This window comes from Streptomyces sp. NPDC098789, assembly GCF_044759975.1.
Classification (GTDB): domain Bacteria; phylum Actinomycetota; class Actinomycetes; order Streptomycetales; family Streptomycetaceae; genus Streptomyces.
Genome location: NZ_JBIWAJ010000003.1, coordinates 231,528 through 245,635 on the forward strand (window position 1 = coordinate 231,528; position 14,108 = coordinate 245,635).

Annotated in this window: 11 protein-coding genes and 1 pseudogene; 5 read left to right on the top strand and 7 right to left on the bottom strand. The window is 75.2% G+C overall.

Features of this window, described 5'->3' with window-relative positions; genetic code table 11:
* Positions 1-30: 30 nt before the first annotated feature.
* The 5 genes from ACIQWR_RS08550 to ACIQWR_RS08570 all read right to left on the bottom strand — a co-directional run bounded on the left by ACIQWR_RS08550 (position 31) and on the right by ACIQWR_RS08570 (position 5,240).
* Entirely contained in the window at positions 31-384 is a 354-nt protein-coding gene (locus ACIQWR_RS08550) for a FeoC-like transcriptional regulator (protein WP_404005988.1), read from the bottom strand.
* Positions 381-2,651: a ferrous iron transport protein B gene (gene feoB / locus ACIQWR_RS08555; protein ID WP_404005989.1), complete on the bottom strand. Its 2,271-nt coding sequence runs from the start codon at positions 2,649-2,651 to the stop codon at positions 381-383. The genes ACIQWR_RS08550 and feoB overlap by 4 nt, the downstream gene beginning before the upstream one ends.
* Positions 2,648-2,875 (bottom strand): ferrous iron transport protein A, encoded by a 228-nt coding sequence (locus ACIQWR_RS08560; RefSeq protein WP_404005990.1) that lies wholly within the window; start codon positions 2,873-2,875, stop codon positions 2,648-2,650. The genes feoB and ACIQWR_RS08560 overlap by 4 nt, the downstream gene beginning before the upstream one ends.
* A gap of 148 nt (positions 2,876-3,023) precedes the next feature.
* Positions 3,024-4,265 carry a glycosyltransferase gene (locus tag ACIQWR_RS08565; protein ID WP_404005991.1) on the bottom strand — a complete coding sequence of 414 codons (1,242 nt, stop codon included), beginning with the start codon at positions 4,263-4,265 and terminating at the stop codon, positions 3,024-3,026.
* Positions 4,266-4,310: 45 nt separating this feature from the next.
* Positions 4,311-5,240 (bottom strand): LysR family transcriptional regulator, encoded by a 930-nt coding sequence (locus ACIQWR_RS08570; RefSeq protein WP_404005992.1) that lies wholly within the window; start codon positions 5,238-5,240, stop codon positions 4,311-4,313.
* A 128-nt stretch (positions 5,241-5,368) separates the two neighbouring features.
* On the opposite strand from ACIQWR_RS08570, the gene ACIQWR_RS08575 reads away from it, so the two are divergent.
* Together ACIQWR_RS08575 and ACIQWR_RS08580 are read left to right on the top strand one after the other, a co-directional pair.
* Positions 5,369-6,802, top strand: a complete 1,434-nt coding sequence (locus ACIQWR_RS08575; protein ID WP_404006403.1) for an MFS transporter — start codon at positions 5,369-5,371, stop codon at positions 6,800-6,802.
* 19 nt (positions 6,803-6,821) lie between these two features.
* Positions 6,822-8,993: a SpoIIE family protein phosphatase gene (locus ACIQWR_RS08580; protein ID WP_404005993.1), complete on the top strand. Its 2,172-nt coding sequence runs from the start codon at positions 6,822-6,824 to the stop codon at positions 8,991-8,993.
* 18 nt (positions 8,994-9,011) lie between these two features.
* On the opposite strand, the gene ACIQWR_RS08585 is transcribed toward ACIQWR_RS08580, so the two are convergent.
* Positions 9,012-10,130 carry a glycerol dehydrogenase gene (locus ACIQWR_RS08585; protein WP_404005994.1) on the bottom strand — a complete coding sequence of 373 codons (1,119 nt, stop codon included), beginning with the start codon at positions 10,128-10,130 and terminating at the stop codon, positions 9,012-9,014.
* Positions 10,131-10,401: 271 nt separating this feature from the next.
* Between ACIQWR_RS08585 and dhaK the strand changes: the two genes are divergently transcribed.
* The 3 genes and pseudogenes from dhaK to ACIQWR_RS08600 all read left to right on the top strand — a co-directional run bounded on the left by dhaK (position 10,402) and on the right by ACIQWR_RS08600 (position 12,659).
* The gene (gene dhaK, locus ACIQWR_RS08590) at positions 10,402-11,400 is read left to right on the top strand and encodes a dihydroxyacetone kinase subunit DhaK (protein ID WP_404005995.1); all 999 of its coding nucleotides are present in this window, start codon (positions 10,402-10,404) and stop codon (positions 11,398-11,400) included.
* A 104-nt stretch (positions 11,401-11,504) separates the two neighbouring features.
* Positions 11,505-12,155, top strand: a pseudogene (gene dhaL / locus ACIQWR_RS08595) (dihydroxyacetone kinase subunit DhaL); the annotation flags it as partial.
* Positions 12,156-12,308: 153 nt separating this feature from the next.
* A complete protein-coding gene (locus ACIQWR_RS08600) occupies positions 12,309-12,659 on the top strand; it encodes a PTS-dependent dihydroxyacetone kinase phosphotransferase subunit DhaM (RefSeq protein ID WP_404006405.1) in 351 nt (116 codons plus the stop codon).
* On the opposite strand, the gene ACIQWR_RS08605 is transcribed toward ACIQWR_RS08600, so the two are convergent.
* A complete protein-coding gene (locus ACIQWR_RS08605) occupies positions 12,644-14,062 on the bottom strand; it encodes a serine hydrolase domain-containing protein (RefSeq protein ID WP_404005996.1) in 1,419 nt (472 codons plus the stop codon). The two genes, ACIQWR_RS08600 and ACIQWR_RS08605, sit on opposite strands and share 16 nt — an antisense overlap.
* Positions 14,063-14,108: the final 46 nt, after the last annotated feature.

Sequence of the window (14,108 nt, forward strand, 5' to 3'; positions counted from 1 at the left end):
CCCGTCCCCCGGACGAGGGAAACGGTAGGCCTATCGGGGGCGTGCGGGGCCCGCGGGGCGTACGGGGCCCCCGGGGCGTACGGGGCTCAGCGCGACCAGCACCGGGCGCGCCGTGGCGCCCGGGTCGTCCGGGCACGTGGTGCAACCGCGGCTGGCGAAGAAGCAGCCGGAGCAGTCCGGGGCGCCGATCTCCTCCCGCTTCAGCCGGCCCTTGCGGACCCAGTAGTCCGCGAGGCCCGCCGCCTCGGCCGTGCTGATGTCGAGCCGGGCGGCGATCCGCGCGAGCCCCTCCCCCGGGGCGGCCTCCTCGACCTCCCGCAGCAGTCGGCGCAGCATCCCGGGCCCGGTGGCCCCGCCCCGGCCCCCGTCCTGCGCGCCGGTCACCACACCAGCCTCGCGAGCTGGAAGACCCCGGTGGCGAGCAGCCAGGCGGCGGCCAGTTGGAGGCCGAAGCCGATCAGGGTGAGCCGGGTGCCGATCTCGGCGCGCTGCGCCGCGAGGGTGGCCATGCAGGGCGTGTAGGCGAGGACGAAGACGAGGAAGGCGAGCGCGGCGGCTTCCGGGTGCCCACCGGAGGACTGCGCGAAGGTCGCGCGCAGGCTGTTCCGGAGCACGGGCCCGCCGTCCTCCTCCGCCGAGTAGGTCTGGGCGAGGGTGGAGATCACGCCCTCCTTGGCGATGAGCCCGGTGCCGAGGGCGGCCGTGGCGTGCCAGTCGCCGAAGCCCGCCGGGGCCAGGGCCGGCGCGACGGCCTCGGTGACCCGGCCGAAGACGCTCTGCTCGACGGCGACGTTCGCGAAGCCCGCGGGCGCACCGGAGCCGTCGGCGGCGGCGCCCGCGCCGGCGGGGACGGCCATCAGGAGCCAGACGGCCGCGGCGGTGGCCACGATGATCCCGCCCGCGGTGCGCAGGAAGGCGGCGAGCTTCTGCCACACCTGGGCGCCGGTGACGCGCAGGGTGGGGAGCCGGTACGGGGGCAGTTCCAGGACGAGCGGCTCCTCGCGCATGTCCTTGAAGAGGAGCGGGCGCAGCAGCAGCCCCATGCCGACGACGAGCAGGACGGATCCGACGTAGAGGAAGAAGACGACGGTGCCGGAGTTCGAGCCGAAGAAGATGCCCGCGATCATCACGTAGACGGCGAGCCGGGCGGTGCAGCTCATGTACGGGATGAGCATGCCGACCAGGAGCCGGTGCGAGCGCCGGCTGAGGATCCGGGTGCTCGCGAAGGCGGGCACGTTGCAGCCGAAGCCGACGACGAGCGGGAGGAAGGCGCGGCCGGGCAGCCGCAGGGTGCGCATCAGGCGGTCGGCGACGAAGGCGGCGCGGGCGAAGTAGCCGGAGTCCTCCAGCAGCGCCAGCAGCGCGAACATGATGATCATCAGCGGCACGAAGGTGAGCAGTTGCCCGACGCCGTTGATCAGGCCGTCCACCAGCAGGCCGGTGAGCCAGTCGGGGGCCGAGGCGGCTTCCAGGAGCCCGGTCGCCCCGCTGCTGACCGGACCGGAGACGAAGTCGCCGAGGCCGTCCTGGAGGGGTTTGGCGAGGGTGGTGGTGGCTTCGAAGACGCCCCACATGACGGCGAGGAAGAACGGGATGCCGAAGGAGCGGGACAGCAGCAGCCGGTCGACCCGGTCGGTCAGCGTGGGGCGGGGCCGGGCGCCGGTGGGCGTGGCCCGGGCGATGACCCGGTGCGCCCAGGCGTAGCGGGCCTCGGCGATCAGCAGCTCGGCATCGACGTCCGCTTCCCCCTCGGCGTCGGAGACGGTGTCGCTGTCGGTGTCGGTGTCGGTGTCGGTGTCGGTGTCGGTGTCGGCGGGTACGTCGCCGCGCGCGCCCGCGGCGGTGAGGCGGGCCGCGGCCGCGCGGGCCAGGGCGGTGAGCGGCTCGGGCGCGGCGGGGGGTTCCTCCGCGCAGAGCAGGTTCACGGCCAACCAGCGCGCCGGGTAGGGGTGGTGGACGGCTTCGGCGGCCCGGACGAGCGGGGCGAGCTCGGCTTCCACGGGTGAGCCGGCCGCCCAGCCGGGGTCGGTCGCCGTGGCCGCGGCCGGGGCGCGCAGGGCGTCGGTGACGGCGTCGGCGAGCAGGTCCAGCCCGCTGCCGGTGCGGCCCTCGACGACGACCACGGGCAGGGCCAGTTCGCGGGAGAGCGCGTGGGGATCGGGCGCGCTCCCGCGCCGGGCGGCGACGTCGGTCATGGTGAGCGCGACGACGACGGGGATGCCGGTGTCCAGGACCTGCGAGAGGAGGTAGAGGTTGCGGGCCGGGTTGGCCGCGTCCAGGGCGAAGACGACGACGGCGGGCCGGACTCCCGGGGGCGCGCTCAGGACGTCCCGGACGAGCTCCTCGTCCGGGGAGTCGGGCAACAGGCTGTAGGAGCCGGGCAGGTCGGCCACGCGCAGCCGGCGGCCGGCGGGGAGGGCGCCGCGCCAGTCGCCCTGGGCCACCGCGACGGTCTTGCCGGGCCAGTTGCCCACCCTTTGGTGGGCTCCGGTGAGGGCGTTGAAGAGCGTCGACTTGCCGACGTTCGGGTTGCCCGCGAGGGCGACGAGCGGGGCGGCGGCGCCCTGCGAGCCGTCGCCGTCGTCGCCGTTGTCCACGAGGGCGGTGCCCGCCCCGGGGGTGCTGCGCGCGCCGGGCGCGTGGCAGCTCATCGGGCCCACCGCAGCCGGTCGGCGGTCCGGGAGTCGAGCGCCACCCGGGTGGCGCCGAGGCCGACGAGCAGTCCGCCGGTCGCGCCGCGGGCGATGACGGTGACCTCGGCGCCCGGTACGAAGCCGAACTCCAGGAGCCGTCTGCGGCTGCCGCCGCGGTGGCCGGGGTCGATCCCGCTGATCCTCACGGTCGTCCCGGGACGGCTGTCGTTGAGCGACGGCACCAGTACACCTTCTTCGCTGATTCTTCGCTGACCGATTCCACTTAGGTAAGCCTAAGCAGCTCCGACCGGACCGGAAGGCGCGCAAAGTCCCTGATCACACGGGACTTTCAGCCCGTCGCCGGCCGGTCCGGCTCGTCCTTTCGGTCGCTCAGCCCAGTTCCGCGAGGGTCTTGAGCAGCGGAGCGGCGCCGTCCTCCCGGGCCAGTGCGGCCGAGAGGCGGCGGGCCCGCGCGCGCATGCCCGGGTCGGTGGTGGCCTCGCGGACCGCGGCGGCCAGCCGGTCGACGGTGAGCCGCTGGTAGCGGACCGGGCGGGCGGCCACGCCGAGGGCGTGCAGCCGGGCGGCCCAGAACGGCTGGTCGAGCTGGACGGGCACGGGGACGGCGGGCACCCCCGCGCGCAGCCCGGCCGCGGAGGTGCCCGCGCCCGCGTGGTGGATCACCGCGGCCGTCCGCGGGAAGAGCCAGTCGTGCGGGACCTCGGGAACGGCGATCAGGTCGTCCCCCTCGGCGCTCAGCCCGCTCCAGCCCGCCTGGACGATCCCGCGCACCTTCGCCTTGCGCAGGGCGGCGGCCAGTAGCGCGCCCAGGCGTTCCGCGTCCTGCGCGACGAGGCTGCCGAAGCCGGCGAAGACGGGGGGCGGGCCCGCGTCGAGGAAGTCGAGGAGCCGCTGCTGCGGCTGCCAGCCGGGGGGCCGTTCGGGCCACCAGTACCCGCCGACGTGGTGTCCGGCGGGCCAGTCCGCGGGGCGCGGCAGGACGAGCGGACTGAATCCGTGGTGGATCAGCCGGTCCGGGTCCATGCCGAGGGGGCCGCTGAACCGGCGTGGCGGCAGGCCGAGTTCGCGGCGCAGCGCGCGCACTCCGGGGGCGAAGGCCCGGTCGCCGCAGGCCCAGATGGCCCGTCCGGTCAGCTTGTTGCCGTACGGGCCCATCGAGCGGCCGCCGGCGACGAGCGGCGGGATGGCCCGGCTGGGGGTGACGGGCAGCAGGTGGGCGCCGACGCACGGCAGCCCGTACCCCTCGGCGAGGGTGGCGCACAGCGGTTCGGTGAGGGTGGAGGCGAGGACGACGTCCGCGCCGGCGCGGACCGCGGCGGCGACCCCGTCGGTCAGGGGCGGGATGAACTCACGGGCCAGTCGCACGACCCGGGCCATGGCGAGGGGGGTGCTGACCGAGCGGGTCAGCCGCTGGCCCACGGGCGAGGCGAGTTCCACCCGGGGGTCGACGGGCAGCGGCCGAAATCCCAGGCCGAGCGCGGTGACGGCGCCCTCGAAGCGGCCGTGGGTGGCGAGGACCACCTCGTGGCCGGCGGCGCGCAGCCGCGTCCCGAGTCCGGTGTACGGGGCGACGTCGCCCCAGGAACCCGCTGTCACCATCAGTACGCGCATGGTTTCACTGTGTCATCCTGCCCTCGACCCGCGCGAGTTCGCAGCTCAGGAGGGCGGAACGGGCGGCCCGTCGGGGGCCCGGGTGAGCTCGCGGGCACAGGAGCGCAGCCAGGCGTGGGCCGGGTCGGCGTCGTGCCGCGGGTGCCAGGCCATCCCGAAGGGCATGGTGGGCAGGTCGAGCGGGATCGGGAAGGTCTCCAGCCCCAGCGCGTCGGCCAGCGGACCGGCCTGGTGGGTGATCAGCCCGACGAGGTCGCTGCGGCGCAGTACGAACAGGGAGGCGGGGAAGGTCCCGACGCTGCCCACCACCTTCCGGGTCAGGCCCAGTTCGGCGAGCGCGGCGTCCACCGGCCCCTCCAGGCGGCCGCGCCGGGAGGCGATCAGGTGTTCGGCCGCGGCGAACCGCCGGGCGGTGACCCGGCCGCGCAGCAGCGGGTGCCCGGGGCGCACTACGCCCAACACCTGCTCGTCGGCGAGGTGTTCCACGTGCACCTCGGGCGATCGGGTGTCCACGACGCCGAGTTCCAGGTCGGCGACGCCTTCGCGCAGGGCGGCCAGGTCCGCGTGGCTCTCCGGCAGGAACCGCAGCCGCACGCCGGGGGCCTCGCGGGCCACCCGGTCGAAGAGCGTGGCCGCCCAGGTGGCCACGTAGGCGTCGTTCGCGATGACGCTGAAGGTGCGCTGGAGCGTGGCCAGGTCGATCCGCCCGCCCGAGAGGAAGAGGGAGCGGGCCCGCTCGACGACGGCGCGCACCTCGCCGTGCACGGCGAGGGCGTGCGGGGTGGGCACCATGGACCGTCCGGCGCGGACGAGGACGGGGTCGCCGAGGGCCTTGCGGATCCGGCCGAGGGTGCGGCTCATGGCGGGTTCGGACAGGTGCAGCCGGGCGGCCGCGCGGGAGACGCTCGACTCCTCCAGCAGCACGTCGAGGGCCACGAGCAGGTTGAGGTCCAGCCCGGATTGCGTCACACGCATTCATTCCTTGCATAACTTGCACTGGAAAGCAGGTCACGCCAACCCTACGGTGAGGGCATCCAGATCACCCCTTCCAGCTCCGAGGAGGAGCCGTGCTCCGCCCTGCCCAGAACCGCCCCGGGCCCTCCCTGCCCGCCCCGCCGACGGCCGCGGCCGCCCCGTCGGGTCCGCCGCGGGCCGTGGTGCTCGTGCTGTGCGCCTGCGTCCTCGTCGCACAGGCGATGGTCGCGGCCGTCAACCTGCTGATCCCGCAGCTCGCCGCGTCGTCGCTGCACCCCGCGCCCGGGCAACTCCTGTGGGCGGTCGACGCGTACGTCATCGTCTTCGCCGCGCTGCTGATCCCCGCCGGGGCCCTCGGCGACCGGTACGGCCGCAAGGGCGCCCTGCTCGCGGGGCTCGGCCTGTTCGCGGCGGGCGGCGCGCTCAGCGCGCTGGCCGACTCCCCCGCCGTGCTGATCGCGGGGCGCGGGCTGTGCGGGGCGGGAGCGGCGCTGATCATGCCCGCCACCATGTCCGTGCTGATCCACCTGAGCGCGCCGGAGCGGCGCGGCCAGGCGCTGGCCACCTGGACCCTGTCCGCGGGCCTCGGCGGGCTGGCGGGCAACGTGGGCGGCGGGCTGGTGGGCGAGTTCCTGACCTGGCGCGCCCTGTTCTGGGCGGTGGTGCCGCTCGGCGTCCTGCTCGCGCTCGTGGTGGCCCTTACGGTCCCGCGCACCCCGGCGCGGGCCGACGCGGCGGTGGACCCGCTGGGCGCGCTGCTGCTGGCGGGGACGCTGTTCGCGGTGGTCTACGGGATCATCGAGGGTCCCGCCTTCGGCTGGGCGTCGGCGCCGGTGCTGTGCGCCTTCGGGGCGGGGGCCGCACTGCTGGCGGTCTTCACCGGTTACGCGCTGCGCGTCGCACGGCCGCTGCTGGACCCGCGGGTCTTCGCCTCGCGGCGCTTGCGGGCCGGCGCCCTCGGGATCGGGGCGGCCTTCTTCGGGCTCTTCGCCCTGTTCTTCGTCAACGCGCAGTACCTCCAGTACGCCAAGGGCTTCTCCCCCGCCCTGACGGGCCTGGCGATCGTGCCGGTCACCGTGGGCATGGTGCTGGTGCCCCGGCTGGGCGCCCGGCTCCAGCAGCGGACCGGCCCGCGGCTGCCCGCCGGGGCGGGGCTGGCCCTGATCGGGGTGGGCCTGCTGCTGGTGTCGACGGTGGACGCGGGCACTCCGTACCCGGTGTACGCCTGCTACCTGCTGGTCCTCTCCGTCGGCGCCGGTCTGTGCGCGCCCGCGCTGACCCTGACGGTGGTCGCCGAACTCCCGGTGCACCAGGCCGGGCTGGGGTCCGGGCTGAACACGGCGGCGCGGGAGATCGGCGCCGCGCTCGGGGTGGCGGTGGTGGGGACGGTGCTGGCCTCGCGCTTCCACGGGATTCCGCAGGACGCGGCGCAGGCCGCCGCCTTCACCGACGCCATGGGGACGGCGCTGCGGACGGTGGCCGTGGTGCTGCTGGCAGTGACGGTGGCCGTGGTGACGGGCTACCGGGGCGGTGTGCGCCCCGGCGCGCGCTCAGGCGCGTAGAACGGCGCGCGCCCCCGGGATGCATCGGCCGCCGGTGCGGGCGCATCCTGTCTGTGTGACGGCCAGACCGGACAGCCGCGGGCCCGCCCCGGACGAGACGGGCCGGGCACTCGTGCGGGCCGCGGCGGACGCGGCCCGGGCGCTCGGCGGCTACGCGGGCGGGGTGTACCTGCGCTCCGGAACGGAGGGTCTGCTGCGGCTCGCCGTGCTGTCGGGCCTGCCGGGGCCCTTGTTCCGTCCCTGGTGGCGGATGCAGGTGAACCGCCCGTACCCGGTGGCCGAGGCTTACCGCTCCGGGCACGCCGTGCACCTGCCCGACGCGGAGTCGACGATGCGGTTGTTCCCGCAGCTCATGGCCGGGCTGCCGTTCGCCTTCGGCTCGCTCTACGAGCCGGTGACCGCCGGGCGCGAGCGGTACGGGGTGCTGATGGTGCTGCGTACGGCGAGCCCCGGCACGCCCGTCGGCCCCGCGGACCGGGAGCGGCTGCGCGGGGCGGCCGCGGCGCTGGCGCGGGAGTTGGCGCGGCTGACCGCCGCGGGCGCGCCGGTGGTGTGGGACGGCGACCCGCTGTGCGTGGATCCGCCCGGTCCCGCGGCCGACGCCGAACAGGCGGTCGACCGGATGCCGCAGGCGCTGCTGTCCCTGGACCGGCACGGCCGGGTGGGGTTCGCCAGTGCCGGGGCGGACGCGCTGCTGGGACCGGAGGCGGCCGGGCTGCGGGGGCGCGTCCTGTGGGAGGCGTTGCCCTGGTTGGGCCAGCCCGCGCAGGAGGACCACTTCCGGGCCGTGTACATGTCCGGGGAGCCCTTGGGGTTCCTGGCCCGCCATCCGGGCGGGGAGTGGATCTCGGTGGACCTGTATTCCGGGGCGGACGGGGTCAGCGTGCTACTCGCGGCCTCCGGGCCACCCGCGTACGCACCCGGCTCGGTGACGCGGCCGGGCGCCGGGCTCGGTTCGCCCGCGGACCGGGCGACGGCCGTGTACCGGCCGGTGGCCATGGCCATCGCGCTGACGGAGGCGGTGACCGCCCGTCAGGTGTCGGCCGTGGTGACCGAGGAGCTGTTGCCGGCCTTCGGCGGCCGCCAGTTGGCGATCTACCTGCTCAACGAGCGCCATCTGCACCTGGCGTGGGAGACGGGCTTCCCCACCGGCTTCCTCAATCGGTTCGACGGGGTGGCGCTGGACGTGCGGCTGCCGGGGGTGGAGACCCTGACGTCGGGGCGGCCGATCTTCTTCGAGTCGATGCAGCACCTGGCCGCGGCCTACCCGGGGATCCCGATGGACACCGACGTCGGCGCCCGGGCCTTCCTGCCCCTGATCGCCTCCGGCCGCCCGGTGGGCTCGTGCATCCTGGGCTTCGACGCCCCCCGGGGCTTCAGCCCGGAGGAGCGCACCGTGCTGACCGCGCTGGCCGGGCTGATCGCGCAGGCCCTGGAGCGGGCGCAGCGCTACGACACCGAGGCCGCCCTCGCCCGCGGCCTCCAGTCGGCACTGCTCCCGGCCCGACTTCCGGTGCTGGACCAGGTGGACACGGTGGCCCGCTATCTGGCGGGCACCCAGGGCATGGACGTCGGCGGGGACTGGTACGACGTCATCGAGACGGAGCCCGGACTGCTGGCGCTGGTGATCGGGGACGTCCAGGGACACGGGGTGGCGGCCGCCGCGACCATGGGGCAACTGCGCAGCGCCGTACGGGCCTTCGCGCTGAGCGGGAGCAGCCCGCAGGAGGTGGTGAGCGGCACCAACAGGCTGTTGATCGGCCTGGATCCGGGGCAGTTCGCCAGTTGTTGCTACGTCCTGCTCGACCCGGCTTCGGGCCGGGCCCGCGCCGTGCGGGCGGGGCACCCCCAGCCGCTGTTGCGCCGCCCCGACGGCCGGGCCGAGGTGCTGGACCTGCCGGGCGGGGTGGTGCTGGGCATCGACCCGCGGGCCGCGTACCCGGTCACCGAACTCACCCTGGAGATCGGCGCGGTGCTCGCCCTGTACACGGACGGGCTGGTGGAGGAGCCGGGTACGGACATCGACGTCGGGGTGGAGCGGCTGCGGGCGGCGCTGGCCGCCGCCGGGCCGGGTCCCCTGACCGAGACGGCGGACCTGTTGATCAGCGAGGCCGGGCAGGCCACCGACCGCCCGGACGACATCGCGCTGCTGCTGGCCGCCCGGACCCCGGGCGGCCGGCGGCAGGGGTGAACCGCGCCCGCCCCGTGCTCAGCAGTGCTTGCCGGCGGTGGCGCGGGCGTACGCGTCCCCGGCCAGCAGCGCGTCGGCGACCATGTCCGGGGTGACCGCGAACGGCATGTTGTGCGTGGTCTCGCCCTCGGCGGTGGCCGCGCGGCCGATGGCGAGGAGTTCCTCGCGGTCCGGGTCGACCAGGCCCAGCTCCGCGAGCGTGGTCGGCAGGCCGACGCTGCGGCTGAACCGCAGGTAGGTGTCGAGCTCCTCGGTGGGCGCGCCCTCCATGACCAGCTGGGCGAGGGTGCCGAGGTTGACCTTCTCGCCGTGCATCATGCCGTGGGTGCGGTGGGAGACGGTCAGACCGTTGTGGATGCCGTGGGCGGCGGCGAGGCCGCAGGATTCGAAGCCGAGGCCGGAGAGCAGCGTGTTGGCCTCGGTGACCTTCTCCAGGGCCGGGGTGACCACGTGTGCCTCGGCGGCCAGGCGGGCCTGGTGGCCGTACTCCATGAGGGTCTCCCAGCAGAGCCGGGCCAGGCTCAGGGAGGCGGCCGTGGCGAGGCCGCCCGCCATCGCGGTGCGCTCCGCGGCGACGCAGACGCGGGCCTCGTACCAGGTGGCGAGGGCGTCGCCCATGCCGGAGACGATGAAGCGGCTGGGCGCGTTCGCGACGAGCGCGGTGTCGACCAGGACCAGGTTGGGGTTGCGGCGGAAGAAGGAGTACCGCTCGAACGCGCCGCCCTCGGTGTAGATCACGGCGAGTGCGCTGGTCGGGGCGTCGGTGGAGGCCACCGTGGGGGCGCTGACGACGGCGATGTCGCCGAGGGCGTGGCCGACGGCCTTGGCGGTGTCGATGGCGGTGCCGCCGCCGATGCCGATGACCACGTCCGCGCCGGCGGCCCGGGCGGCCTCGGCGACCCGGTCGATCTCCCGCTGCGTGCAGAGTCCGCCGAAGACCTCCTTGGTCAGGCGGACCCCGGCGGCGGCGAGCGAGTCGGTGACGGCCGCGTCGACGAAGCCCCAGACCCCCTTGTCGGCGAGGACCACGGCATTGCCGCCGAGGTGGGCGACGTGCTCTCCCAGGTCGTTCATCGCCCCCGCGCCCTGGACGTACTTCGGCGGGCTGATGAGCATGCGCGTACCGACGGTCTTCACGGAAATCCTCCTGAATTTCAGGCGACTCAATTGGCGCCTTATTCATGCCTATCACGCACCGGAGAGCCCCGGGCGGGCCTTTCCGCAGGTAAACAAGGGACCAAGTACCCCACCCCGGCTGCCGCGTCAGCGACGTAGGGTTCCTAGTAACCGGCCTGGTCAAGGGGCCGATGGAGCCATCTCTACATGAGTTGCATTTTCTTTCCGCATTAAAGCGTTAACGCATCGAGGCGCAATGAAGCGCACCGAAAGCCATCAGGAGAGGCCCGCAGTGAAGAAGCTGATCAATTCCCCGGAAACCGTGGTCCAGGACGCCCTGCGGGGAATGGCCGCGGCCCACCCGGAGCTCGACGTCGACGCGGGCGCGGGGATCGTCACGCGGGCCGGCGGGACCGCCGGCGGGAAGGTCGCGGTGCTCTCCGGCGGCGGCAGCGGGCACGAGCCGCTGCACGCCGGGTTCGTGGGTCGCGGCATGCTGTCCGCGGCGGTCGCCGGGCCGGTCTTCACCTCGCCGGTGCCGGACGCGATCGCCCGCGCCACCGCCGTGGCCGACTCCGGCGCGGGCGTGCTGCACGTCGTGAAGAACTACACCGGGGACATCCTCAACTTCACGATGGCCGCCGAGGACTGTGAGGACGAGGGCATCGAGGTCGTGCAGGTCGTCGTCGCCGACGACGTCGCCGTGGCCGCGGACGCGGCCGGTCCCGGCCGCCGGGGCACCGGCGCCACCCTGTTCGTGGAGAAGATCGCCGGCGCCCTCGCCGAAGAGGGCGCGCCGCTGGCCGAGGTGGCGGCGGTGGCCCGCAAGGTGGGCGAGCGCTCGCGCAGTTACGGGGTCGCCCTGTCCTCCTGCACCACCCCGGCCAAGGGCAGCCCCAACTTCGCGCTGGGTGCGGACGAGATCGAGCTGGGCATCGGCATCCACGGTGAACCGGGGCGCGAGCGGCGCCCGTTGATGAGCGCCGCCGACACGGCCGCGGCCATGCTCGACGCGATCCTCGAAGACCTCCCGCAGTGCTCCGACGAGCCGGTCATCCTGCTGGTCAACGGGCTCGGCGGGACCCCGCCGGTCGAGCTGTACGTGATGCGCGCCGAGGTCGGGCGCGTCCTGGCGGAGCGGGGCGTCACCGTGGCCCGCTCCCTGGTGGGCAACTACGTCACCAGCCTGGACATGGCCGGGTGCACCCTCACCCTGTGCCGCGCCGACGCCGAGCTGCTGCGGCTGTGGGACGCGCCGGTGAACACCCCGTCCCTGCGCTGGGGTTGCTGAATCCCGACCGCGCCGCGCACCCACCCCGAGCCCTCCGCCCCCGCCTCCACCACCTCCCCCACCTCCACCACCCTTCGCCGCCAGGAGTGACACGCATGACGACCATGCAGCCGGAAGCACCCGTTCTCGACGCCGCCTGCTTCCAGCGCTGGCTCGCCGAGACCACCCGTCTGGTACGCCGCGACGCCGAGCGGCTCACCGAGCTGGACGCGGTCATCGGCGACGGCGACCACGGCGCCAACCTCGTCCGCGGCTTCGGCGCGGTCACCGCTGCCGTGACCGAGACCCGCCCGCGCACCCCGGGCGCCCTGCTGACCCTGGCCGGGTCCACGCTGACCAACACGGTGGGCGGCGCCTCCGGTCCGCTCTTCGGCACCGCGCTGCGGCGCACCGGCAAGGTGCTGGGCGACACCGAGCGGCCGACCGCCGGGGAGCTGGGCGCCGCGCTCGGCGCCGGTCTGCGGTCGGTCCAGAAGCTCGGCGGCGCCGAGGTCGGCGACGCGACGATGGTGGACGCGCTGGCTCCGGCGGTCCTCGCCCTGGCCGACGCCGCCGAGGCGGGACGCCCGCTGCGCGAGGCCCTGGACGAGGCCTCGAAGGCGGCGCGCGCGGGGGCCGACGTCACGGCCGGGTTGCAGGCCCGCAAGGGGCGGGCCAGCTACCTGGGCGAGCGCAGTGTCGGACACCAGGACGCGGGCGCCAATTCGGTGGCGCTGCTCATGGAGGCGCTGCGGACGGCCGTCGACGGCGCCGCCGGCGACATCGTGAGCCAGATCGGAACGGACGCGGCGCGGGAGCCCGTCGCCGAGGAGCCCGTCGCCGGGGAGGGCCGCCGGGCCCGGGCCGGCGTCACGACCGGCCGGGTCGGCGTCGTCCTGGTCTCCCACAGCAAGGCGGTCGCCGAGTCGGTGGCCGAGCTGACCCGGGCCCTGCTCGGCTCGGCCGAGCCCGGCCCGCTCGCCCTGGCGGGCGGCACCCGGGACGGCGGGATCGGCACCAGCGCGGCGCTGATCCGCGAGGCCGTCCGCGCCGTGGACGAGGGTCGGGGCGTGGCCGTGCTGTGCGACATGGGCAGCGCGGTGCTCACGGTGCAGTCCCTGATCGGCGACGAGGAGGCGGGGCTGCCCGCCGGTACCCGGATCGTGGACGCGCCGTTCCTGGAGGGAGCGGTGGCCATCACCCTGACCTCCGCGATCGGCGGGGACGTGGACGCGGTGCTGGCCGCCGCGGCGGACGCGCGGGACTACCGCAAGCGCTGACCGGTCGCCGCGGACAGCGACGGCGGGACCAGCGGAGCCTCCAGCGGGTCGGTCTGCGGGGGCGCGAACGGGAGCGGTGCGGGCGCGGGTGCGCCCGTACCGCACAGGGCCCGGGTCTGGAGCCGGTCGAGTGCCGCGTCCACGGGGTGCGGGACCGGCCGGCCCTCGGCGTCGTTCAACTGGTACTTGCTGAGGTTGAAGCCGACGGCGAACTGTCGGCCGCCGTCCGCGCTGGACAGGGCGGTGGTGCCCGCGCCCCAGACCGAACCGTCGTGGCCCCAGGCCGGTCCGCACGGGGTGTCGACGGTGTAGATGCCGAGGCCGTACCCGGCGATGACGCGGCCGGCGTCGTCCGTGACCGGGTGGGTCGTGCGCATCTCGCGGAGCTGGGCGGCGGGCAGCAGGCCGCCCCGGAGCAGGGCCCGGTAGAAGGTGTTGAGGTCCCGCGGGGTGGAGATCAGCGCCCCGGCCGTGCCGGCCATGGTCATGTCGTACTCGCTGTAGTCGCGGGGCGGGTCGATCAAACCGTGGAAGCTCTCGTACAGCTTGGCGTGCGGGCCGGCGATGAGCGGGTCCGTCCCCGGGAAGTAGGTGTGGCGCAGCCCGGCCCGGCGGATGACGTCCCGGGTGATGACCTCTTCGGGATCGCGGCCGGTGACCTCGCGCAGCAGCTCGCCGAGCAGGACGTAGTTGGTGTTGGAGTACGACCAGTCGGTGCCGGGCGCGAAGACCTGCGGTGCGTCCAGGCCCCAGCCGATCAGCGTGGCCGGTAGCAGCGTGCGGTGGCGGAACTCGTCCAGGCTCGCGGCGGAGCCGCCGGCCAGGGAGGGGAAGGCCCGCGGGACGTAGTCGGCGATGCCGCTGGTGTGGTTCATCAGCATGCGGACGGTGATCCGCCGGCCGCGTTCGCCCGGGACCAGGTCGGGGAGGTAGTCGCCGATCGGCGCGTCCAGCCCGATCCGGCCCGCCGCGCTCTGCTGGAGGACGGCGACCGCGGTGAAGGATTTGGTGACGCTGCCGACGCGGTGTTCCATGCCGGGCCGGGTGGGGCGGCCCGTGTCGAGGTCGGCCACCCCGGTGGCGCCGTCCCATCCGACGGCTCCGTCGCGGACGGAGGCGTACGCCCCGTACATGCCCGCGTCGCGCACGGCGTCGAGGTCCCGGGCGAGGGCCGCACGGTCGGGGCCCTCGGTCCACTCGGGGCCCGTGGGCCACCGGGGGGCCGCGGCGAGGGAGCGCGCGGGCGGCGGGGCCGCCTCCAAGGGGCCCGCGGCAGCGGCGGTCACCACCGGAGCCGCCGTGGCGAGGCAGGCGAGGCAGAGGGCGACCGCGGCCGCCGGGTTCCGCAGCCGGGCCCGCCGGGCCGGCCGCGCCGGGAACGAGCGGTTCGCCCGTGCCTCCATCGTGTCTCCCCTTCCGCGCCGTCCCCGGCACGGACTCGCGGCCCGC

Bases quoted from the DNA above. Each gene is read 5' to 3' on its own strand.
- feoB (WP_404005989.1), bottom strand. From the start codon at position 2,651: ATGAGCTGCCACGCGCCCGGCGCGCGCAGCACCCCCGGGGCGGGCACC.
- ACIQWR_RS08565 (WP_404005991.1), bottom strand. From the start codon at position 4,265: ATGCGCGTACTGATGGTGACAGCGGGTTCCTGGGGCGACGTCGCCCCG.
- ACIQWR_RS08570 (WP_404005992.1), bottom strand. From the start codon at position 5,240: ATGCGTGTGACGCAATCCGGGCTGGACCTCAACCTGCTCGTGGCCCTC.
- ACIQWR_RS08580 (WP_404005993.1), top strand. From the start codon at position 6,822: ATGCATCGGCCGCCGGTGCGGGCGCATCCTGTCTGTGTGACGGCCAGA.
- ACIQWR_RS08605 (WP_404005996.1), bottom strand. From the start codon at position 14,062: ATGGAGGCACGGGCGAACCGCTCGTTCCCGGCGCGGCCGGCCCGGCGG.